This is a genomic window from Acinetobacter sp. V104_13 (assembly GCF_031798995.1).
Taxonomy (GTDB): Bacteria; Pseudomonadota; Gammaproteobacteria; order Pseudomonadales; family Moraxellaceae; genus Acinetobacter; species Acinetobacter pittii.
Genome location: NZ_JAVQNP010000019.1, coordinates 1 through 22,703, shown reverse-complemented (window position 1 = coordinate 22,703; position 22,703 = coordinate 1). Strand labels below are relative to the sequence as shown.

The 22,703-nt window shown below is 39.8% G+C and carries 22 protein-coding genes and 4 tRNA genes; 24 read left to right on the top strand and 2 right to left on the bottom strand.

Translation table 11 applies throughout. The features are described 5' to 3' along the window. The first annotated feature begins 31 nt into the window (after positions 1-31). The 4 genes from RMB06_RS04645 to RMB06_RS04630 are packed head-to-tail and all read left to right on the top strand — an operon-like array spanning position 32 to position 6,168. Entirely contained in the window at positions 32-1,228 is a 1,197-nt protein-coding gene (locus RMB06_RS04645) for a hypothetical protein (protein ID WP_068906706.1), read from the top strand. 12 nt (positions 1,229-1,240) lie between these two features. Further along, a complete protein-coding gene (locus RMB06_RS04640) occupies positions 1,241-2,905 on the top strand; it encodes an outer membrane protein transport protein (RefSeq protein ID WP_311078561.1) in 1,665 nt (554 codons plus the stop codon). Positions 2,906-2,922: 17 nt separating this feature from the next. After that, the gene (filE, locus tag RMB06_RS04635; RefSeq protein ID WP_311078559.1) at positions 2,923-4,155 is read left to right on the top strand and encodes a putative pilus assembly protein FilE; all 1,233 of its coding nucleotides are present in this window, start codon (positions 2,923-2,925) and stop codon (positions 4,153-4,155) included. 12 nt (positions 4,156-4,167) lie between these two features. Continuing rightward, positions 4,168-6,168: a protein FilF gene (locus RMB06_RS04630; protein WP_311078558.1), complete on the top strand. Its 2,001-nt coding sequence runs from the start codon at positions 4,168-4,170 to the stop codon at positions 6,166-6,168. Between the two features lie 55 nt (positions 6,169-6,223). Here the strand turns inward: RMB06_RS04630 and RMB06_RS04625 are convergent, their stop codons facing one another. Continuing rightward, complete coding sequence (locus RMB06_RS04625; protein ID WP_002115876.1) at positions 6,224-6,772, bottom strand: NUDIX hydrolase; 549 nt, start codon at positions 6,770-6,772, stop codon at positions 6,224-6,226. A gap of 114 nt (positions 6,773-6,886) precedes the next feature. On the opposite strand from RMB06_RS04625, the gene RMB06_RS04620 reads away from it, so the two are divergent. The 6 genes from RMB06_RS04620 to fghA all read left to right on the top strand — a co-directional run bounded on the left by RMB06_RS04620 (position 6,887) and on the right by fghA (position 12,069). Beyond that, the gene (locus tag RMB06_RS04620) at positions 6,887-7,513 is read left to right on the top strand and encodes a CoA pyrophosphatase (RefSeq protein ID WP_014208431.1); all 627 of its coding nucleotides are present in this window, start codon (positions 6,887-6,889) and stop codon (positions 7,511-7,513) included. 22 nt (positions 7,514-7,535) lie between these two features. After that, entirely contained in the window at positions 7,536-8,063 is a 528-nt protein-coding gene (locus RMB06_RS04615; RefSeq protein ID WP_078210186.1) for a gamma carbonic anhydrase family protein, read from the top strand. Positions 8,064-8,198: 135 nt separating this feature from the next. Continuing rightward, positions 8,199-8,864 carry a tRNA (adenosine(37)-N6)-threonylcarbamoyltransferase complex dimerization subunit type 1 TsaB gene (gene tsaB / locus RMB06_RS04610; protein ID WP_069036001.1) on the top strand — a complete coding sequence of 222 codons (666 nt, stop codon included), beginning with the start codon at positions 8,199-8,201 and terminating at the stop codon, positions 8,862-8,864. 11 nt (positions 8,865-8,875) lie between these two features. After that, entirely contained in the window at positions 8,876-9,667 is a 792-nt protein-coding gene (locus tag RMB06_RS04605; RefSeq protein ID WP_311078556.1) for a class I SAM-dependent methyltransferase, read from the top strand. Between the two features lie 136 nt (positions 9,668-9,803). After that, the gene (locus RMB06_RS04600) at positions 9,804-11,255 is read left to right on the top strand and encodes a C13 family peptidase (protein WP_311078554.1); all 1,452 of its coding nucleotides are present in this window, start codon (positions 9,804-9,806) and stop codon (positions 11,253-11,255) included. Continuing rightward, positions 11,224-12,069: an S-formylglutathione hydrolase gene (fghA, locus tag RMB06_RS04595; RefSeq protein ID WP_086265256.1), complete on the top strand. Its 846-nt coding sequence runs from the start codon at positions 11,224-11,226 to the stop codon at positions 12,067-12,069. Before RMB06_RS04600 ends, fghA begins: the two co-directional genes overlap by 32 nt. 5 nt (positions 12,070-12,074) lie before the next feature. Here fghA and RMB06_RS04590 read toward each other — a convergent pair whose 3' ends face one another. After that, positions 12,075-12,347 carry a DUF2218 domain-containing protein gene (locus RMB06_RS04590; protein WP_199985027.1) on the bottom strand — a complete coding sequence of 91 codons (273 nt, stop codon included), beginning with the start codon at positions 12,345-12,347 and terminating at the stop codon, positions 12,075-12,077. Positions 12,348-12,531: 184 nt separating this feature from the next. Here RMB06_RS04590 and rpe point away from each other — a divergent pair, with 184 nt between their 5' ends. The 14 genes from rpe (at position 12,532) to RMB06_RS04520 (ending at position 22,701) form a co-directional block, all read left to right on the top strand. Continuing rightward, positions 12,532-13,218, top strand: coding sequence for a ribulose-phosphate 3-epimerase (rpe, locus tag RMB06_RS04585; protein WP_311078553.1), 687 nt, complete (start codon positions 12,532-12,534; stop codon positions 13,216-13,218). A gap of 355 nt (positions 13,219-13,573) precedes the next feature. Next, positions 13,574-14,395, top strand: a complete 822-nt coding sequence (locus tag RMB06_RS04580) for a Cof-type HAD-IIB family hydrolase (RefSeq protein WP_104080091.1) — start codon at positions 13,574-13,576, stop codon at positions 14,393-14,395. 103 nt (positions 14,396-14,498) lie between these two features. After that, positions 14,499-14,894, top strand: coding sequence for a hypothetical protein (locus tag RMB06_RS04575; RefSeq protein WP_270906960.1), 396 nt, complete (start codon positions 14,499-14,501; stop codon positions 14,892-14,894). A gap of 40 nt (positions 14,895-14,934) precedes the next feature. Then, positions 14,935-16,872 carry a copper resistance system multicopper oxidase gene (locus RMB06_RS04570; protein ID WP_311078552.1) on the top strand — a complete coding sequence of 646 codons (1,938 nt, stop codon included), beginning with the start codon at positions 14,935-14,937 and terminating at the stop codon, positions 16,870-16,872. Next, positions 16,859-17,614: a copper resistance protein B gene (locus RMB06_RS04565; protein ID WP_311078550.1), complete on the top strand. Its 756-nt coding sequence runs from the start codon at positions 16,859-16,861 to the stop codon at positions 17,612-17,614. Before RMB06_RS04570 ends, RMB06_RS04565 begins: the two co-directional genes overlap by 14 nt. A 28-nt stretch (positions 17,615-17,642) precedes the next feature. Beyond that, a complete protein-coding gene (locus tag RMB06_RS04560) occupies positions 17,643-18,638 on the top strand; it encodes a cation transporter (RefSeq protein ID WP_311078548.1) in 996 nt (331 codons plus the stop codon). Between the two features lie 149 nt (positions 18,639-18,787). After that, positions 18,788-19,108, top strand: a complete 321-nt coding sequence (locus RMB06_RS04555) for a multidrug efflux SMR transporter (protein WP_000312233.1) — start codon at positions 18,788-18,790, stop codon at positions 19,106-19,108. A 12-nt stretch (positions 19,109-19,120) separates the two neighbouring features. Beyond that, positions 19,121-19,600 (top strand): methylated-DNA--[protein]-cysteine S-methyltransferase, encoded by a 480-nt coding sequence (locus RMB06_RS04550; protein ID WP_311078547.1) that lies wholly within the window; start codon positions 19,121-19,123, stop codon positions 19,598-19,600. Positions 19,601-19,732: 132 nt separating this feature from the next. Beyond that, entirely contained in the window at positions 19,733-20,953 is a 1,221-nt protein-coding gene (gene argJ, locus RMB06_RS04545; RefSeq protein ID WP_311078545.1) for a bifunctional glutamate N-acetyltransferase/amino-acid acetyltransferase ArgJ, read from the top strand. A gap of 144 nt (positions 20,954-21,097) precedes the next feature. Next, complete coding sequence (gene nadA, locus RMB06_RS04540) at positions 21,098-22,162, top strand: quinolinate synthase NadA (RefSeq protein WP_311078544.1); 1,065 nt, start codon at positions 21,098-21,100, stop codon at positions 22,160-22,162. A 142-nt stretch (positions 22,163-22,304) separates the two neighbouring features. Beyond that, positions 22,305-22,381: transfer RNA gene (locus tag RMB06_RS04535), tRNA-Pro, on the top strand. A 56-nt stretch (positions 22,382-22,437) separates the two neighbouring features. Further along, positions 22,438-22,514 (top strand) — tRNA-Arg (locus RMB06_RS04530). A gap of 33 nt (positions 22,515-22,547) precedes the next feature. Then, positions 22,548-22,623 (top strand) — tRNA-His (locus RMB06_RS04525). Positions 22,624-22,627: 4 nt separating this feature from the next. After that, positions 22,628-22,701, top strand: a tRNA-Pro gene (locus RMB06_RS04520). Positions 22,702-22,703: the final 2 nt, after the last annotated feature.

Here is a 22,703-nt window from a genome sequence, read left to right as displayed (position 1 = left end):
AGTAAAATAAATACATTAGGTGGGAAGAAACATGAATAATCGATGGATGAAGATGAGTGTGTTGGCATTAAGTATGAGTGCTATTACGGGCACACTTTATGCAAATGACCAAGTCGCACAAACTGAAGCTGAAGTTCAAAACACCACAGTTGTTTCTGACGCGAGTACAGGATCAGTAGTAACATCAACAGATTCAGTTCAAGAAGCGAGTACAACTCCAGCTACAGACGTTGTAACTACTGAACCTGCTCCTGTTGAGGCAGCAAATACTGGAGCTAATCAAGCTGCTACTGCTTTACAGAAAAAAGAAGGTGATGCGACTCAAGAGACAAATTTGCAAGAAGTATTTACTTCAAATGAGCGCCAATATTCATTGATTAAAAGAGGCGTATTTTCAGCCTATTACGATCTCGATTATACCTATTATCGCGATACTCGAATTGATTTAGCTTTAGCTGATGACTCATCTCAACTTAACCGTTTACGTGTTGAAGAAGATGCGAACCATACTTTAACGAATAGTTTTACTGTTCAATATGGGATATTGGACAACTTAACATTATCTGCAACAGTTCCTTTCGTTGCAAAATCTGAAATTGTTAGAGATACAACTGCAGCGGGTTTAGGTGATATTTCTTTAGGGGCGCGCTGGGAACCTTTCCCGTTAAAGCAAGGCCGTTTGCCATTGGTATTATTTGGTAACCTATCAACAAAAACTGGGGATAGCCCTTACGAAATTGGTTTAGATGAGCTTTCAACAGGTAAAGGATATTACTCTGTTGGGGTAGGAGCAAGTACCCGTAAATATATTGATCCAGTGGTTTTATTTGCCTCTGCTTCTGCAAATTATGGATTTAAAGAAACAGGTTTAAATCAGGCACGTGGTGGTGGGGCGAATGGTCCTCGTTATCTAGAGAGTTTTGACCCTGGTATTAGTGGGGGGTTCTCTTTCGGTTTTGCTTACTCATTTAATTATGACGTTTCATTAACCATGTCATATCAACAAAGCTTTAACATGGATGCTGAGTTCCAGTTTAAGGATGGCGAGTCATATCAGTCGCCAGATCAAAGTAGCGCGATGTTGTCCTTTGCTTTAGGTGTACGTGTTTCACCTGAAACGATTGTTAATGGCACAGTGGGTATTGGTTTAACCGAAGATGCACCAGATGTTTCGCTTGGTCTATCTTTCCCGCTAGATTTTATAGGCTTTGGCAAAAAAACAAAATAAGGAGATAGGCAGGTGAAATATCCTAAATTATGTCCTTTAACGACGGCAATTGTGATCTCCGGTTTTTCTAGCTTTGCCAACGCTCAATTGGGACAAAACCTAGCTGTTGATATTCGTTCACTATCGATGGGGAATGCTGTAACTGCAGATCCGCCTGGTATTAGTGCAATTCACTTTAACCCTGCGGCTTTAGCAAAAATTGATGGGTTACAGACAGATGTGCAAGGAATTTTAGCGAACTTTGATATTCAGCGTGAGTTCTCGGCACCTCCTGGTTATAACGTTTTTGGCTACTCAGATGACCCTCTTGTTTGTAATGATGGTCCAGAAGTTACAGCTAATATTTGTACTGATTTTAAAGGCCCTGTGCGTGGTGATGTTGAATACGCTAGCTTATATATTCCAATTCTAAAAAAAATGGTTGATTTAGGGGAGGGTTATCCACTCGCTGCTCCTACCGCAGGGATTGCCTATAAACCACCAGGCTCAAAGCTGACTTATGCTACTGCAATTTATGCACCTTTAATTGCAGGTTTTGGCGCTGAAAATGGTAACGCAGGAAACTTTATGGGCCAGCAAGTTGCTGTTGAGCGGATTACTTATTTGTCTCCATCTTTTGGTTATCAAGTAAATGACCATTTGTCGATCGGTGCTTCGGTTGGTATGTCTTATAACGCTCTTGCCATGAAAACCGATTTGCGTTTTCCCAATGATATGATTGGGGTATTGCGTATGGTTGATGATGTAGTATGCGGGCCTTTTAAAGACAATAACGATATGATTACTAACCTATTGTTATTTGGCTTATGTAATACTCAAGAAGGTATGAATCCATTCAAGAAAATGGGATCACTTCAAGTTTCTATGGAGCAGTCTTTAAGCCCAAGCTATAACTTAGGATTAATGTGGGAACCGACGGACGATTTTGGCTTTGGTATGGTTTATCAAAGTGCCGCTAAAATGCGTATGAAAGGGAAATATCTAATTAATAATGCTAAGGCTCCTCAAGAATTAATTAAAGGCTTAAACTCATCAGCTACAGGTCAGGTCTTGGCTCGAATTCTCGGTTTACCAGGGAATGTACCAAGCTCTGAGGCTGGACTGGCGGCGATGGATCTAGAATATCCTGCACATTTCCAAGCCGGGATTAAATATAAAATATTCCCTGATTTGCAAGTTAACTTTGATGTGGGTTGGACCGATTATTCTGCATGGGATAAGTTTAAGTTTGAATTTGATAGACAGATTACCTTACTCAAAGTTGCCAAACTTTTATCAAATGATGTGACAGATGCTTCATTAGCTTTGCCTTTAAAGTTTACCTCACCTTGGAGCTGGGGTATTGGTTTAGAGTATTCCGCAACAGATCGTTTGAAGTTGCGTGCTGGTTATGAGCCTCGTGCTAGCGCTATTCCAAATGACAAACGTAATACCATGATTCCAATTAATAATGCGCAGTTATTTGGTTTGGGTATTGGGTACCGATTTGATGCAGATACAGATTTGGATCTTTCAGTTGGTTTCTTACGTAGCCGCGATAATATTCCAGCAGGGACTAGTACCTTATCTAATAAAACGGGAGTTGATAATATCCTGTTAAACCCTTATGCCGGTTTGGATGTTAAAACTAATACCAAAGTTACAGTACTCGGGTTAAATTATAGAACAAAATGGTAAAATTAAATTGCGAACGGATGTCTCGACCTAGATTTGCTATTGCAATTTTTTTTGTTGCAATAGCAAGTAACTCTGCTATTTATGCGGATGGTTTTTATACGATTATTGGTCCTGATGGTCGACCAATGATTGTTCCGAGTAAAAGGGTGGAACGAACCGTTACACCATCTAGGGTATTAACAAATCCAGAGATAAAGACAACTCGTCCAGAACAGCAAGTATTGCCAGAAGCATCTTTAAAATCAAAAGAATTACCTAAAGTAATTAAGAAATCGTCTAATACTGCACCAACTGCACCAACTGCACCAACTGCACCAACTGCACCAACTGCACCAACTGTCTCGATAAAGAAACAATCTACAGTTTCAAAACAGACAAAAATAAGCAAAGAAGAATCAAAAATTATTGATCAAGAGTCTAGTTTAGCGACTACTAAAGAAAAAACATTGATAAAGCATTCTGCTTCCCAACAAAAGATTGTAGAAAAAGTAGAACCGAATTCACTTCCCCCCTTGTCTAAGGATATCGTTACTTCATCAGCATCAGTAGCACCCAAAAAGGATGAGACGAAGTACACTACCATTGATGGTGTGGAATACGTTAATAATGAATATTTAGAAAATCAAGAGTTTAATCTAGAAGGGAAAAAACGTTTTTATATTATGCCTGACGGTTTAGGTCGTACTGAATCTATTGAGCGTAAAAAAGGTGTTGGTCAGTCTATCCTTGATAACGTATTGCATCGATCTCAAGAAGATCAAGTCTCTTCTGTGGTATTAGCTCCTACTTATGTGAGACTTTCGCACAAAGAGTTAGCAAGCACTTTTGAAAATGATTTGTGTTTTATTAATGGCTATAACAAATCAATTAAAAAGCTAAGCCAGAATAAAGAAGTTGGGTTATGGCCGAGACAACCTCTTAAAGAAAAATTTGAATACGAAGTCGTAAAAGTAGATTCTTCTATTAAGAATATACAAGTAGCTTCCTATGCTACAACCAATGATAAGCCTGTATATTATTGGCCCCTCGCTGTTTTCTTGGATGAAAAGGGGTGTGTTATAGAAGGTGCTAGTGGTTTTAAAAGTAAGTCGTATCCTGCGACGATTTTACAACATGCATCGATTTTAGGCGTTTTACAGGTGCCAGAACGTACACACTATATTATGTTAACGCCTTTATCGTCGGCTGTGGATATGCCAGATCAGGAACTATCTAATCAGGGACAAATTAAAATTTCGGTATTACGTTAAAAATAAATAGGAATGATGATGAGTAAAAAAATTTTATTACCTTTTGCATTATCTACATTGGCAATTGTATTAAATGGTTGCGGTGGTGGTGGCTCAACAATTAATGAAGATCCTACTCAAGGTGGTGGTACGATACCGACCACTAATTTGGATTGTAAAGCCACAGATGAAACCTGTCTGAATTTTGAATTAAATTATCCAATAGCAGGTTTGAATTTCGACTGTAGTTTATCTCCGAATCAGCGTTATATTACTAAATTGGTTGGTAACTCGGTTGGCGGTGCTTGTAGTATCAGTGGCAGTAAATCAGATGAAACAATTACGCTTTATCTACAAGGTAGCAATACTCACAAGATTGCGTTAGGTACGATAAAACTTGATACATTAGGAAAATACGGAACAACACATTTAACAGTTTTGGATATGGCTACAGCATTAACTGGTCAGCCTCCTGCTTCAATGAGTAACGCTGATCCAACTATTAAAGTAGCTATGGCTTTAGTTAAGTTATTCCAAAGTATTGGTGTTGAACGTGGCGATAATGTGGTAGGTGATTTACAACCAACCCAATTTACTCAAGATAAGAAAAATCTGTTGACTAGTTTGACACAAGATATAACTGCAACAGAATGGAAGAATGGGCAATATGCAACCCTTCTAAAACCTTGGTTAGATGTAAGTAAAGTGTCTGATGCACAAGCTTATGCACTCGTGGTTCAAGTCACAAACTTAGCAAATGCTGCATTATTTCAAGCAAATGAAGCGACTTATGCGGGTATTGTAGATCCTGTTAGTTCACCGTTACCGCTGGGTTTTTATGGCTGTAATCAGGCATTAGCAGATTGCTTTAATAAATCTACCACTAATTTACGTCATATGATGGCTAACATGTTCATGTTGACTGACCGTGAAGGTTATGCAATGGGTTACGGTCTGCAATGGCGTGGTGATGCTACTTTATATAAAGATAAGGACGGAAACGTGACTGGCGTTGCTCCACCAGTTTTATTGTGGACCAAAGCAAAACCAATGCAAATGCTTGTTGCTCCCCAACAAAATGGTTGGCTTAACCCAATTTCAAAAGATATTCAATCGACTCAACCCTTACGTTTAAGCGTTGATGGCAATGCAAATAATGATTTGCAAATCTATCAAGGTAAGTTTATGAACGATTATGCTGTTGCGGGAAGTGAAGGTTTTTATAAACAACTAACACGCTCGACCACAGGAAATATTCAGCATTATGGTTTATGGCGTCAAACAGTAGGCACAGAAAACTATAAGGGTTCACTTGATATTATTAAAGCCAACCCAATTAGTTATCTTGGAAAAGAAATTTTTAAAACAGCAGCTAACGTGAGTTCTGGTCAACGCTATGTCTTCCCATTATATGCGACTTTGACATTCCGATTTGATACTACTGGGATAGCTCCTATCGATTTAGGCATTGTCGTTGATGAAAAAGGAAATATTCGTACGGATATTAAACCAAATGCAACTGCAACCGATATGTCTGGTCAATGTGCAACAGTAACAGACAACAGCTTAATTGATAGTAATGGTGTGCAACAATACAGACTAGGTACTACTGGTGGAACAGAGTCATCGGATAATGATAGCTCTATTACTGTTCGTATGATTTTATCGAATCCTCAGCTAGGTAACCTTAATGGGATTTTGATGGGACTTAACTCTGTGGTGAGACAGGATACTAATCCAGATGATAATGTAAATGATTCAATTTCGGTAAATGGAGCCAAGATTAACCTCTATAACTTGTTAGCAGGTCAAAACAGCAGTAATAGTATTAATTTAAGTGATTATGAAAACAAGACTGCACGTTGGATTAATCTTTATGCTTTCTATCAAGCTGTTTATAATAATATTAAGGATATTAGCCCAGCACCAACAGATGCTGAGAAAGCCTTGGCTCAACGCCTGTCTGGCACGGTGTCTATTAAACTAGCTAATCAGTCTATTCCAGCTTGTAATGCGATTAAGACTAAACCTTAAAAATAAGAGACAAATAAAAAAGACCGCTTAGCGGTCTTTTTATTTGTCTAATTAATTAACCCGTATGGTCTAAGCGAGTCCCCAAAGTTTCAAGATGTGTTGGGAACACTTGTTTTTTACGGTCTTCAAAATAATGTCTTAAAGTGTGTTCAACACTAGGAAAGGCGAGTTCTCCCCATGGAATTTCATGCTCTTCAAATAGACGACTCTCGATGCTTTCTTCGCCTGCACCAAAAATGCCATCTTTCAGCTGTGCTTTGAAAAGAACATAAATTTGACCAATACGCGGAATATTGTACATGCAATAAAGTTGTTCTATTTCTATCTCGGCTTCTGCTTCTTCACGAGTTTCACGTGCTGCACCTTGTTCCATGGTTTCAAATAATTCCATATAACCAGCAGGTAATGTCCATAAGCCATAACGAGGTTCAATCGCACGACGACAAAGTAATACTTTGTCTTCCCATAACGCTAAGGCACCGCAGATTACTTTGGGGTTTTCATAATGAATATTTCCACAATGAGTACAAACACGGCGTACTTTATGATCACCTAAAGGAATTTTTTGTTCGGTTTTATGCCCACACGCTACACAGAAACTCATAATTATCATCGAGTATAGAGATGCCTCAGCATAACTGAATTTTTAGACTTACGCATCAACTCTATTCCCTAACTTTGATTTTCAGATATGATGCAAAGAGAGACAAAATAATAGGTGAATGGTATGGAAGAGCACTTGCTAACACAAAAGTTACAGCAAAGATTGCGCTTTTCCACCCGCATACAAGAAGCACAAGCTGCAGTACTCATTGCCATTACGAATGAGAATGATCCTAAGGTACTGCTTACACGCCGTTCAATACATATGAACAACCATGCGGGGGAAGTCTCTTTTCCTGGGGGAAAGCGTGATCCTAGTGATACCAGTAATATTGTTGTTGCATTAAGAGAAGCTCAAGAAGAGACAGCTTTAAATCCGTTTGATGTACAGTTGTTAGGTGATTTGCCGATGCAGCGAGCAAGAAGCGGTTTGTCTGTAAAACCGATCGTTGGGCTTATTCCTCCTGAGGTCACTTTAATACCTCAGCCTACCGAAATTGATCGAATTTTCTTTGTCCCGTTACAGCAACTGATCGAGACGCGTCCGACACCCTATGAAGTTCGATATGCTCATCAGTCTTTATATTTCCCAAGCTTACAGATTGATAATGAAATTATTTGGGGGTTAACTGCTCGTATGTTAGTTGCTCTGTTTAAATATGGACTAGGTTATCAAAAAGATTGGCCATTTTTACTTAACTCACCAACCTTTGGAATGCCAAAGTTTTCTCATAAAAAATAAAGATCAGGATTGATAAATTATGATGTATAGCTATCAAGGACAGCACCCAAAAGCATTACATGAGCCATGGGATGGTTGGGTTGCTCCAACTGCAACGCTAATTGGACAAGTAGAGTTAGGGCGTCAAGTCAGCATTTGGTTTGGTGCAGTAGTTCGTGCTGATAACTGTGTCGTTCGGATTGGTGATTTCTCTAATATTCAAGAAAATTCTGTCTTACATACCGATGCTGGACTTGAGTTAAATATTGGTGAATATGTCACAGTCGGTCATAAAGTCATGCTGCATGGTTGTACGATTGGTGATAATAGTTTGATTGGTATGAACGCCGTAATTTTAAATCGGGCGGTGATTGGTAAAAATTGTATTATCGGTGCTAATGCTTTAATTCCTGAAGGGAAGGTGATTCCAGATAATTCAGTGGTGATGGGTTCACCAGGCAAAATTGTCAAAACTTTAGATGAAGATGGGGCAGCGAAAATACGCTTGAGTGCATTACATTATGCTGAACACTTTAAGAGCTATGCAGATTTAAAAGAGTTTCACTTTTAAAATCTTTTAATAAGTTATTTTCTATGCCAAGCACAAGCTTGGCATTTTTATTTAGAGATAGAACAACTCGCCTATCAGAGCCGAGTGGGGTATCATAACCTTCGTTTTTAATCTGATTTAATACTAAGGTTGTGCATGAAATTGCTGGCGTTGGAAACTGCAAATGAGCAGTGTTCTATTTCATTAGTCGATGAAACCCAAGAACTGTTTTTTCAACTCGATACGCGGGCGAAAGCACAAACACAGACTATTTTGCCCATGATTGAGCAGGGGCTACAACAAACAGGTCTTGAAGTTGCTGGTTTAGATGCGATTGCCTTTAGCCGTGGGCCAGGTTCTTTTAGTGGTGTTCGAATTAATGCTGCTGTTGCCCAGGCTTTAGCTTGGTCACAAGATTTACCAGTAATTCCCGTTTCTACATTGCAAGCTTTAGCACAAGCGGCATACCGACTTGAAGGTTTGGAACAAGTGACTGCCGTGCTCGATGCGCGTATGAATGAAGTTTACATTGCAAGTTATGTTTTAGATGAACAAGGAATTATGCAGTGTATTGATGAAGAAAAATTAATGGGCTATGAGCCAGCAGCAGCTTATGCAAAACATTGCTTAATTGGTTCGGGCGCCAAGCTACTTCAAGTTGATGCAGAGCATCAAACAATCACTGCAACTGCACAGGATATTGCTTCTATTGCACGTGTCTATGCTGCACAAAAGCAATGGGTGGATGCCGAGCATGCTTTGCCAGTTTATTTACGTGATGATGCGTGGAAAAAGATAGCGGATCAGGGTAAAGCAAAGTAAAGGCAGTACTCATGCATATATATTTTGAACAAGATTTTCAAGAACAAGCACAGCACTACCAAGCTGTGCTTTGTTCTAGAGGTGTGACTGTCGATTTAAAGCCAATTGAAAAGCTGAATGCACGGTTTTTACGCTTCAATCCTGAAATTGCCCTTTGTGTAGATGAAAACGGACTTTGGTTATCTGCTAATGGCATGAAAATGCAACCCGACTGGAAAGCTGAAATTCCACGTTTAAAACGTGCAAGTCTTAAATCGGAAATGATTGCCCGTGCTTGTCAGTTAGGTGAAAAGCCAGTACTGGTTGATGCAACAGCGGGTTTAGGCCATGACAGCTTACTTATGGCTTATTTAGGTGCCCAAATCCAGCTTGTTGAGCGCCATCCGATTTTATTTACTTTACTTGAAGATTCAAAAGCTCAGGCGGAACGTGATCCATTTTTAAGTCAATTTATGGATCGTATTCAACTGATCTTTGCTGACTCTGGAAGCTATTTACAGCAATTACATCAAGAAGCAAAAACGGTTGATGTAGTCTATCTTGACCCGATGTTCCCACAGCGCGACCAGAATCAACAAGCAATTAAAAAACAAGCTCAAGTCAAAAAGCAGATGCAGCTTTTACATCTCCTTTTACCCGAAGATGGTGAGATGGATTTGGGGGATAATTTGCTAGTTTTGGCACAGAAAGTTGCGAAACGTGTCGTTGTTAAGCGGCCACGCCATGCTATTTTCTTGGCAAATCAAGAGCCAGCTCATCAATGGCAAGGGGATGCTTGTCGTTTTGATGCGTATTTTCAGTAGGCTTATGTAAGGTTAGGTTTTATTGCTTGAATAATGCACAAATATATGTGATATAGTTCAAAAGCATGATTGCTAAAATTCTTAGCAGGCATACACTTAAGATGCCTGTCAAAAACGAAATTTTTGAAAACCTTTTATGATTGATCTTAAACCCTCCATTAACTTTTGGCATGATTTTAAAAGCAACCAAATTGCCGGAATGTGGCTGTTTTTGGGGTCAAGACGTTCTTTACAGATTGTGCATCCATCTATTCTTCAGCTTATTGTCTGGGGAATTTTAGGAGGATGTACTAACTCTCTTTATAGTTGGCTTGTCGCTGGTCAAATCGGTGATTTTAATTCACAAGGTTTAATTGGTTATGCACTTTGGCCATTCATTGCCTTAATTGTTGGTATTTTCTTATCACAGCGAACTAATCAACCTCGTTTAATGCTAGTTCCTGCTTTACTTTGGCTAGTTCTAGATACAAATATCTTATTAATTCAATGTTTAATTCAGTATTTGGGGTCTAATGGTTATCTCAACTTTATTCCCGATGCTATTTATAACGGAATTTTACCGAGCTTATTTGTAGCTTTATTCGTGTGGCAAAGTTTAGCGGTAATTTGGGTTTTCTCACGTGAGCTTAAATGGCCATGGTGGGAACGTGCATTGGTTATGGTTGCGACTATTGCAACGATGGTGGTTTGGCAACTTTCTGTAAAAGATCAACCGATTTGGAAAGTAGAAGATACGGCTCCTACATTTGCTGAAGATGCTTTTTATTCGCAAAGTAAACTGTTAAATGATTCTTTAGAGCAAGTTCAATATGGTGAGCTCGCCAAAAGCCATTGGTACTTTTTAGGTGTTGCTGGCGATAGTTATCAAGACGTTTTTAAATCGGAAGTGGTCCGTATTAAAGAGCAGTTTGATACACGTTTCGGAACGATTGGTCGTTCGATGATGCTGGTCAATAATCCAGATACGCGAACAGAAATTCCGATTGCATCTAAAACCAGTATTGAACTGGCACTACGCCGTATGGGCCAGCAAATGAACCGTGATAGCGATGTCCTATTTCTATATATGACTTCACACGGTGAACAAAATCACTTCGAAATTGAAAATGCGCCATTAGATTTAGGGCAAGTAGACCCGAAATGGTTACGTGAAACACTGGATAAATCTGGTATTCGCTGGCGTGTGATTGTTATCTCAGCCTGTTATTCAGGAAGCTTTATTCCTGCTTTACAGTCTCCTGATACTTTAATTATTACCGCATCGGCTGCTGATAAAACTTCTTTTGGGTGTAATAACGAAGCCGACTATACCTATTTTGGACGAGCTTTCTTTGATTTGGCTATGCGAGAGCAATCCTCAATGAAAGATTCGTTTAACACCGCTAAGCAAACGGTAACCAAATGGGAAGTGGCTCAAGGCGTTGAACCTTCAGAACCTCAGTGGATGATCGGTAAAAATATGGAACTTATGCTACCTCAATTGGAAAAGTATCTATTTCCTCAGCAAAATACGGGTAGTGTAGATATTGCTCAAACAAAAACAGAGGCTAAAAACGATGCAACTCCTGCAAAAAAACCGCTGCTTTGAGGGTGAGCAGCGTATATATCAATTTGAATCTTCTTATTTAAAAGGGCCTGCTAAGTTTGGTGTTTATTTACCACCGGCAGCTTTAGAAGGTAAAGCTTGCTCAACTTTGTTTTACTTAGCGGGTTTAACGTGCACTGAAGAAACCTTTGCCATAAAAGCACATGCTCAGCATCTGGCAGCACAACTTAGTCTTATTTTGATTACACCTGATACTTCTCCACGTGGCGAACAGGTTGCGGCAGGGGATCATTGGGATATAGGTCAAGGCGCAGGCTTTTATATTAATGCCACAGAAGCACCTTGGTCTGAGCATTATCAAATGGAAAGTTATTTAATAGATGAGTTATATCCACTCATTTTAAAAAGCTTTTCTGTAAATGCTCAACAGGTTGGTATCTTTGGGCACTCAATGGGTGGCCATGGCGCATTGACTTTGGCTTTTAAATATCCTGACAAGTTTAAGTCGGTATCTGCATTTGCACCGATTTGCGCGCCAACTGAATGTGCATGGGGTGAAAAAGCTTTTAGCCATTATTTGGGTGCAGATCGTGATAGCTGGTTGGCTCATGATGCCACGGCTTTAGTCTCAAAAAATGGTGCGGTATTTAATGAAATTTTGGTGGATCAGGGGTTAGATGACCAATTTTATGAACAACTTCACCCTGAAAAATTTAAACAAGCATGTTTAAAGGCAGGACAGCCTTTAACTTTAAGACAACATGCTGGCTATGATCATGGCTATTACTTTATTCAAACCTTTATGGATGAGCATTTGCAGTTTCATGCAATCCAGTTAGAAAAAGTATCTGGCTAATTAGTTTAGTGTTGCCATTCAACTTGAAATTCTTGTTGAGCCATACGGTTTAGATGATCAAGAACAACTTTTTCTAAGTGGTTGTGGTCATCTAACTGACTATCAATAGCAACGTTTAACTGCTCTGTTTCTGGTGCAAGCGTAATTGTTGCTGTAGGCATTAAGATTTTAAAATTTTGTTCAGTTTCTTGTACTTCAAATTTGTGTTTCCAATGATTAACTAGACGTTTTGCAATGCGTTTTCCATCGTTTGTTAATAGATGAGTTGTGCTTTTCATTATCAATCCTCACATTGGTTTAATGTACCTTAACAAATTCGTTTCGCCGTTAGCATTCTATTGTTGCAACGTTACGTTGCAAGTTTGAAATGTTGTCATTTAAGCAAGGAAGGGCGGGCCAATTAGGTTCTTTTTTGTTATAATTTTTAGTCTCTCCTTAAACTTCTAGCCAGGTCATCCACCTATGTCCAAGCCTTATTTGATTGCTCCTTCTATTTTATCTGCCGATTTTGCTCGTTTAGGCGAAGATGTAGACAAAGTGTTAGCCGCAGGTGCAGATGTAGTGCATTTTGACGTGATGGATAACCACTATGTTCCAAATTTAACTTTTGGTGCAGGTGTATGTAAGGCTTTAAAAAACTATGGGATTACAGCTCCTGTTGATGTGCATTTAATGGTATCTCCAGTTGATCGAATTGTTGGCGATTTCCTAGAAGCAGGCGCAGATATTATTACCTTCCACCCAGAAGCATCTCACCATATTGATCGTTCATTACAGCTGATTAAATCTGGTGGTGCTAAAGCAGGTTTAGTTTTCAACCCAGCAACGCCATTGCATTATCTAGATTATGTACTTGATAAAGTTGACCAAATTTTATTAATGAGTGTAAACCCTGGTTTTGGTGGACAAAAGTTCATTCCAATGACTTTAGAAAAATTACGTGAAGCGCGCAAAATTATCGATGCAAGTGGTCGTGATATTCGTTTAGAAGTTGATGGTGGCGTTGGCCCTGCAAATATTCGTGAAATTGCAGAAGCGGGTGCAGATATGTTTGTTGCTGGTTCAGCTATTTTTGGTCAACCAGATTATAAAGTTGTGATTGATCAAATGCGTGCAGAGCTTGCGAAAGTAGGCAGTGTAGACGCTTAAAAAGTTTGTTGAACTGAGAATAAGCTTGTGGATAACTTTGTTTATAACTGTATGGATAACTGTGTTGATAACCGTATGGATAAGATGTTGGTAAAATAAACAAAATTAGATCAACCGTTTATTCTATAGACAAAAACGATGAAAAAAGAACGTTTTGGCGTTCTTTTTTTATGCGTGTTGAGTAATTTATTAGCTGGCTTTTTATTAAGCTTTGCTAAAAAATAACCTGTGCAAAAAACGATGCAGCTCTGTGTAAAACTTTTTATGCATACATACGTATAAAACTGTAAAAGTGTCATGAAAAATAAAGCTAAATTTGGTTTAATAAGTTTTTAGTAAGAGACCTTGATCATTAATGACAGTAAAAATTTTAGCGGTAGATATGGATGGGACTTTTCTTAATTCCAAAAAGCAGTACAACAAAGCACGTTTTTTAAAACAATACGAACAACTAAAACAAAATAATATTCATTTTGTGGTAGCTAGCGGTAATCAACTTGCAAAACTTGTTACCTATTTTCCAGAAATTAATCATGAGATTGCTTTTATTGCAGAAAATGGCGCACATGTTGTAGATGCGGGGCAAGAATTAGCTTTTGCTCATTTAAGTCAGCAACAATACGTTGAGATTTTAAAAGCGATTGGCCCAGCGTATACCTCAACCATGGTGATCTGTGGAAAACAAAGTGCTTACGTGCATAGAAGTATGAACGCAGAAGACTATGCCAAAGTTGCCCGATATTTTGAAAAACTGACAGTTGTAGATGACTTTTATGCACTAGATGACTTGGTGTGCAAAATTACTTTTACCGCTCAGGAAAACGAAAGCTTTGCGATTTTTGAGCATTTTCAGAAGCAAAGTTTTGTAGCAGATAAAGTTTTGGTACCTGTTTCAAGTGGTTTTAATTTTATCGATTTGATTCTTCCCGACCAGCATAAAGCACATGGTTTGAAGCTGTTACTACAAAAATGGCAGGTTGAACCTAATCAAGTGGTTGCGATTGGTGATAACAACAATGATATGCAGATGATTAAAGCTGTGGGTTATGGGTTTGCTGTTGAAAATGCAGTAGAAGCATTAAAAGCGGTGGCGCCTTATACCACTGTAAGTAATGAACAAGAAGGTGCATTAGAGGTGATTGATTTAGTCCTTCAGCATCAACCTCCATTTGCTTAATTGCTCTATAACAAGCATTTAAGATAGAAAATTGTATCTCTTTTAAAACTTCGTTATGCTAATGGCATTAAGATCACTCATCGGCTCTAGGCGATAAATCACAATGGCTCTACAACACTTACGCAAGTATGCTTGGTTTGTGTTCCTAATGGCTTTCGTCATTGGGTGGAGTGGTGTGTCTATTGCACAGACGCCTATGCAACATGATCTTCATACTATGCCGTGTCATAGTGAAAAATCTTCGCATAACAATATGCATACTCAAGCAAATGATCAGACCGTATGTCATCAAAAGATGACTCAGTCTCTTCATTCGCATGGTGAGCATTGTCAGGACTGTAACCCAGTCCATTGCCAAATGGTGAATTTGGCTCTGCAGCAAGCTGTACCTGACGTTCAATCCCCATTTATTCCTATTTCATATCAATTTAGCAGTATTTATCAGGCTCAACATTTAGCCGGATACTGGCAAGAGATTTTACGTCCTCCTAAAGCTTGATCCTTATTTACTTATTTTTTAATTAAAAAGGATTACAGCAATGTCTCATAAAACAATTAGCAGCCTAGTCGCTGTATTTGGGCTATTGGTTTCACCATGGTCACTCGCAGCAATTAAGGAATATCACCTTAATATTAATGAACAACAGGTCAATGTTACGGGCCAACCGTTAAAACGAATTACCGTAAATGGCAAGTTTACAGCACCACTCCTTGAGTTTGAGGAGGGGGATGAGGCTGTTATTCACGTCCATAACCAATTAAAGAATCAAGATACCTCTTTACACTGGCATGGTTTATTACTGCCAGGGTTAATGGATGGTGTACCTGGTTTTAATAATTTCAAAGGAATTGCGCCAAACGGAGATTTTGTTTACCGCTTTAAGGTGAAACAAAACGGCACCTATTGGTATCACGCCCATAGTAAAGGCCAAGAGCAAGATGGTTTATATGGCCCGCTCGTGATTTATCCAAAAGGAAAAATACCTGTTGCTGCTCATGAGAAAACTGATCGTGATTATGTGGTGATGCTTTCAGATTTTCATAATTCTTCTAGCGATAGCATTATGAAGAATTTGAAGAAATCTGCTGAGTATTATCAAAACCGCCGTGAAACGGTATCTGATGTTTTGAAGCAAGTTAAAACGCAAGGTTTAAAAGCAACTTGGCAAGATCGTTCGATGTGGAATCAGATGCGGATGTTAAAAACCGATATGTCTGATGTGACGGGCTATACGTTCTTGGTCAACGGCAAGACACCTCAGCAAAACTGGACAGCTAACTTTAAAGCTGGCGATAAGGTTCGATTACGATTTATTAATGCATCAGCGATGTCATTTTTTGATGTTAGAATTCCAAATTTGAAAATGACTGTTGTGGGTGCAGACGGGCAGCCAGTTAAGCCAGTTGCAATTGACGAGTTTCGTATTGGTACAGCTGAAACCTACGATGTCATTGTAGAGCCTACGCAATCAAATTATCAGATTGAAGCAGAGTCTATTGACCGCAGTGGTTTTGCCATTGGAACTTTGCACAATGAAAATGCGCAGGCTGTAGGGCCAATTCAAATACCGCAGCCACGTCCACGCGCTTTGTTAACCATGGAAGATATGGGCATGAGTCATGGCAATGGGGCGAGTGATGAACATGCTGGCCATCAAATGAACATGCAACATGACATGTCGGCGATGCCCGAAATGAAAAAAGAGGCGAGCCATGCTAATCATGATTCTACAATGATGAATATGGATCATGACATGAAAAATATGGCATCTGGCGAACATGATCATTCCATGATGCAAATGAAGCATGACATGTCTGCGATGCCTGAAATGAAGCATGATATGCAGGCAATGTCAGCTAGCGAGCATGACCACGCTATGATGAATATGAATCATGAGATGCCTGCGCAATCTGAGAATAAGCCTAAAAAGGATGAACCCGTTTATGGCTGGGCAAATGCTTCGACACCAGCGGGTATGAAAGCACTGCAATATAGTGATTTGCAATCTTTAACACCTCAGCCAGACACGCGTGCACCAGAACGTGAATTAGTTATTCGTTTAGGTGGCAACATGGAGCGTTATATCTGGACCATTAATGGCAAAAAATTTAGCGAAGCTGAGCCATTACAAGTTAAGTATGGCGAACGTATTCGCTTGAAGTTTGTGAATGACAGCATGATGGCCCACCCAATGCATTTACATGGCATGTTTATGCAATTAGAAAATGGCCAACAAGCTGAAAACTTACCAAATAAACATACCCTTATTGTTCCACCTGGAAAGACAGTTACTGCGTTATTGACAGCCGATGCATTAGGAGAATGGGCGATTCATTGCCATTTGCTCTACCACATGAGTGCGGGAATGATGAATAAGTTGATTGTTGCTCAAGTGAATGATGGGCAACAACCTGCTCAAGCTCAACCATATGTTCAATCTGAAAATGAGAAAGGAGCTAGTCATGCGCATCACTAAGTTATTTTCTCAAATGATATATTGCGGTGCTTTCTCGAGCATATCAGTATTTACTTTTGCTCAAGAGCCTTTAACTCATGATCATTTACGTGAACATGGCGGACAGGTTTATCAAGCAGCAAAAATTGATACTAGCTGGACTCAAAACGAAGAGGGAGAAGGTAGTTTTTCTTCTGAATTAGAAACTTGGGTGGGAACGGATGAAAATAAATTGTTCATTAAAGCCCATGTGGATAAAGCAGAGTCAGAAGATGCTAATTATGGCGGTTCAGTACTTTATAGTCGAAATGTAGCTGACTATTGGGATGTACAGGCTGGGGTAAACTACGAGCGTTTGCAACGGGAAGATGAAAAGCAAGATCGTTGGGCAGGTGTAGTGGGCTTACATGGCATGGCGCCTTACTTTTTTGAAACCGATGCATATCTTTATGCAGGTGAAGACCAGCTATGGAAGTTAAGTTTAGAAACGGAAAGGGACTTGCTCTTTACCCAAAAGTTAATTGGTAAACCTTATTTAAAAGCAGATGTCGTTTTGCAAGATGAATCTCGCTATGCAAGTAAAACAGGTTTATCAAGTTTACAAGCTGGTTTTCAAACCCGTTATGAAATCAATAAAAAGGTGATGCCATTTGTTGATGTTGGTTACGGCTATGAAAAAGGTTTAAAACAAACTGCTTGGCAAACTGGAACCGACTCCGAACATGGTTGGTATTATGGAGCAGGGTTAACACTAAAATTCTAATTGCCGAACAAAAAGTAAGCTTAAACATATGCCATTGGTTTATACTAATGGCATTGTTTTTTGTGTCAGTTATGGTGCAAAGATGGCTTTAGAAAAACAAGAGAATCAAATACATTTAAGTAAAAATAGCTCTAACTGCGGATGCTCAAGCATATCGTCTCAGGAGTGTTTCACACCTAGTGAACCTGTGACTAAAAAGAGTCAATGGGTAAGTTATTATCATATTCCTCGCATGGACTGTGCAGCCGAAGAGCAAATGGTACGGATGGCTTTAGCCTCTTACACTGACGATATTCAAGAACTTCATTTTGATTTGCCTGCACGCCATTTAGCGATTTATCACAGTCTTCAAGCTGAAAGGATTACTCAAAGTTTACAGCGTTTGGGACTAGGGGCCGAGTTACAACAAACACAGCCACATTATGAACCTGTTGAAAAACCTAAAAAGGTTCGAGCTAGTTCTTCAACCAATGCAACACAAAAACAAGTTTTACAATGGTTATTGTTGATTAATGGAGTCATGTTTGTTATTGAGTTGATGGCAGGCATTATTGCTTCATCGACAGGATTAATCGCTGATTCGCTCGATATGTTTGCCGATGCTGCAATTTATGGCATTGCTTTATTTGTGGTGGGTAAAAATCTAAATGCGCAATTAAAGGCTGCGCATCTTTCGGGTTGGTTGCAGTTTGGCTTAGCCATGATTGTGTTAGGTGATGTATTGCGCCGTTTTATTTATGGCAGTGAACCTGTTTCAATTCTCATGATTTTAATTGGCGGATTAGCGCTTGCGGCCAACATTAGTTGTCTTTATTTAATGAGAGACCATAAGGAGAGCGGGGCACACATGAAGGCGAGTTATATCTTTTCTGCAAATGATGTCATCGTCAACTTGGGTGTCATTGTCGCGGGAATATTGGTTGCCATTACAGGTTCGCGTTATCCTGATTTAATGATTGGATTGATTATTGTTTTGTTTGTTTTAAATGGTGCACGAAAAATTTTACAGTTAAAAAATGAATAATATTTTCTGATAGAGGCAAGCCTGTGTCAGGGTTTGCCTTCATTTTTTATTTTAAAGTAAACTGAGTCCTCACATAAAGGAGGAACGACCTCCCCCATAATGGGACATCATGTCGGGACGACCTGACGCTATAAAAATTAGTGAATGTTATGGCTTGGGCTATTTTAATTTTAGCAGGTGTATTTGAAATCATTTGGGCATATTCTATGAAAATGTCTGAAGGTTTTACACGTTTAACACCTAGTGTTATTACCGTAGTTTTTATGATTTTGAGCGTAATTCTGCTTTCAATGTCAATGAAAACTTTACCGCTTGGTACTGCTTATACGGTTTGGACAGGCATTGGCGCAATTGGGTCATTTCTTGTAGGTATATTTTTTCTTCATGAACCTATTGGAGCTATGCGAATGATTGCCGCTGTATTAATTGTGTCAGGTTTGGTTTTAATGAAAATTTCATCGCCGTCTTAAGAGAATAAAACTATGTTGCTGTCTTATAAGTATATCAATTCGCCTGTTGGGCAATTAAAGCTAGTTGCGAATGAAAATGCTTTGGTGGCAGTACTCTGGGACAATGAAAATCCAAAACGTGTTCGACTGGCTGAGCTGGTCGAACAACTTGAGCATCCAGTTTTATTAAAGACCGAACAACAATTACAAGAATATTTTGAAGGTAAACGCCGAGAGTTTACATTGCCACTAGATTTCGAAGGAACTGCATTTCAAAAGCAGGTTTGGTCTGCCTTACTGACCATCCCTTATGGGGAAACAAGAAGTTATAAAGATATTGCACTCCAAATTGGCAATGAAAAAGCGGTGAGAGCAGTGGGCGCGGCAAATGGCAAAAACCCGATTTCAATTATTGCACCTTGTCACCGAGTCATTGGTTCGGGTGGTGCTTTAGTTGGTTTTGCTGGTGGGCTTGATAAGAAAGATATTTTATTAAAACTAGAGCAACAATGAGCCGTTTTTGCGCTCGATTTTTTTAGACTTTTCTACTAAGCTGTCCACTATGATATTTCATAAGGTCGGTGCTTTACTGCATCGCTTTTTTGAAATATTGATCTTATTCAACAAACTTTGGATGTTCTAAAAATGGCTGTCGGTGACGTAACAATGCCACAAATGCATGTGGTAAAAGGTGTAAAAATTGGCTCAACAGAAGCATATGTACGTTACCAAAACCGACGAGATTTAGTCATTTTTGAGTTTGCAGAAGGTTCAAATGTTGCTGGTGTATTTACTCAAAATGCATTTTGTGCAGCGCCTGTTCATGTCTCTAAAGCTCATCTTGCCAAAGGTAATCCTCGCTATTTAGTAATTAACACAGGTAATGCCAATGCAGGAACTGGACCTACGGGTTTGAAAAATGCTCAGGATACTTGTGCAAAGTTGGCGGAGATTGCTGGGGTCAACAGCTTTGAAGTCCTTCCGTTTTCTACGGGGGTGATTGGTGAGCAGCTTCCGATGGAGCGTTTACTTGCTGGTCTTCAGCCTGCATTAAATAGCGTACAAGACGAGGCTTGGAATGATGCTGCATCTGGCATTATGACCACAGACACAGTACCTAAAGGCGCATCTGAACAATTTGAGCTTGATGGCATTACTTATACCATGACAGGTATTAGTAAAGGCGCTGGAATGATCCGCCCGAACATGGCAACCATGTTAAGTTTTGTGGCAACAGATGCACCTATTAGCCGTGATCTAGTACAAAAGCTATTAAAGACCACGGTTGAGCATTCATTTAACCGTATTACGATTGATGGTGATACCTCAACAAATGACTCTTGTATTTTCGTAGCAACAGGTCAGGCAGGTGGTACTGAAATCACATTAGACAGCGATGCACGCTACGCTAAAGTGTTAGAAGTTCTTGCTCGTGTAATGAATCGTTTAGCACAGTTAATTGTCCGTGATGGTGAAGGTGCGACGAAATTTATTACTGTTGCTGTAGAAGGCGGCGCAAATACTCATGAATGTTGTGATATTGCTTATAGCATTGCGCATTCACCACTTGTCAAAACTGCACTTTTTGCATCGGACCCGAACTGGGGACGTATTTTAGCTGCGATTGGCTATGCAGGCGTTAAAGACTTAGACGTGTCTAAAATTCAAGTGTGGTTAGATGACGTGCAAATCTGTAAAGACGGTGGCGCAGCTGAGGACTATACCGAAGAAGCGGGTGCGCGCGTTATGGCACAAACCGAAATTACCATTCGTGTTGATTTAGGACGTGGTCAGGCCAAAGACACGGTATATACGTGTGACTTATCTTACGACTATGTCAAAATTAATGCTGATTACCGTTCTTAAATATCAGTTATAATCAAGCCTCGACAAAGAGGCTTTTTTATTAGCCCCATCTTTTGATATTAAATGATTCAATCCGTAAATCATTTAAGCAGTAACGTTATATGCGAGCAGTTATGCCAGCATGAAGGATAGAGAAGACGTTTTATGAGTGATGCGACTTTAATTGCCAACGATGCAAAAAACATTGTACAAGCGCATTTAGACCGTTTAGGTGAGCCAAAAGACAATCGCTTAAGTGAAGAAGCAAAACAACAAAAGTTTGCACAGATCGAAGCAGAGCTCAAAAAACGTGATGCTGTCCTTGTTGCTCATTACTATTGCGACCCTGAAGTGCAAGAACTTGCCGAAAAAACAGGTGGATGCGTTTCTGATTCTTTAGAAATGGCTCGATTTGGACGAGATCATGCAGCCTCTACACTGGTTGTGGCCGGTGTTAAGTTTATGGGAGAAACAGCAAAAATCCTGTCTCCTGAAAAAACAATTTTAATGCCGACACTTGAAGCAACCTGCTCACTCGACTTGGGTTGCCCAGTTGATGAGTTCACGGCATTTTGTGATCAGCACCCTGACCACACTGTAGTTGTTTATGCTAATACATCGGCTGCTGTTAAAGCACGTGCAGATTGGGTAGTGACTTCAAGCTGTGCGGTCGAAATTGTTGAACATCTAGACAGCTTAGGCGAAAAAATTATTTGGGCACCAGATCAGCACTTAGGTCGCTATATTCAGAAGAAAACTGGTGCAGATATGTTGCTTTGGGATGGCGCATGTATTGTGCATGAAGAATTCCGTGCGCGTGGTATTGCCAACATGAAAGCACTGTATCCAGACGCTGCTGTATTGGTACATCCTGAGTCACCAGAGTCAGTTGTAGAAATTGCAGACGCGGTAGGTAGTACGTCTCAACTCATTAAAGCTGCGCAGACTTTGCCAAACGAAAGACTCATTGTGGCAACAGACCGCGGTATTTTCTACAAAATGCAGCAAGCTGTACCGAATAAGATTTTAATTGAAGCGCCAACAGCGGGTGAGGGGGCAACTTGTCGTTCATGTGCCCACTGTCCTTGGATGGCAATGAATGAACTTGACGGAATTTTAGAAGTTTTACAAAAAGGTGATCAGGAAATACACGTTGATCCAGCGCTTGCTGAACGTGCCAAAATGCCTTTAGATCGAATGTTAGCCTTTAGTGCATCGTTAAAACGTTAAAAAACCTCAAAATGCTTGTTAAATATACATTTGATAAGGATTTTTAACTTTTTTTGAGAATAGGTGTTGACGTCTGAGGGCGTCGCGCCTAGAATGCACACCGTACCGCACGATGTGCGATACAGCAAAAGCTGAGATAGATCGGAGCATAGCACAGCCTGGTAGTGCACCTGGTTTGGGACCAGGGGGTCGTAGGTTCGAATCCTACTGCTCCGACCACTTAAAATAATATTTTAAGATCGGCGAAGTATCGCATGATAAGCATCATCGGTTAAGCGCCTGTAGCTCAGTTGGATAGAGCATCCGCCTTCTAAGCGGATGGTCACAGGTTCGAATCCTGTCAGGCGCGCCATTCGGTAGCTTGGTACATAGAACTTATTTGATGGTGGATGTAGCTCAGTTGGTAGAGCCCTGGATTGTGATTCCAGTTGTCGCGGGTTCGAATCCCGTCATTCACCCCAATTTCGGAGCATAGCACAGCCTGGTAGTGCACCTGGTTTGGGACCAGGGGGTCGTAGGTTCGAATCCTACTGCTCCGACC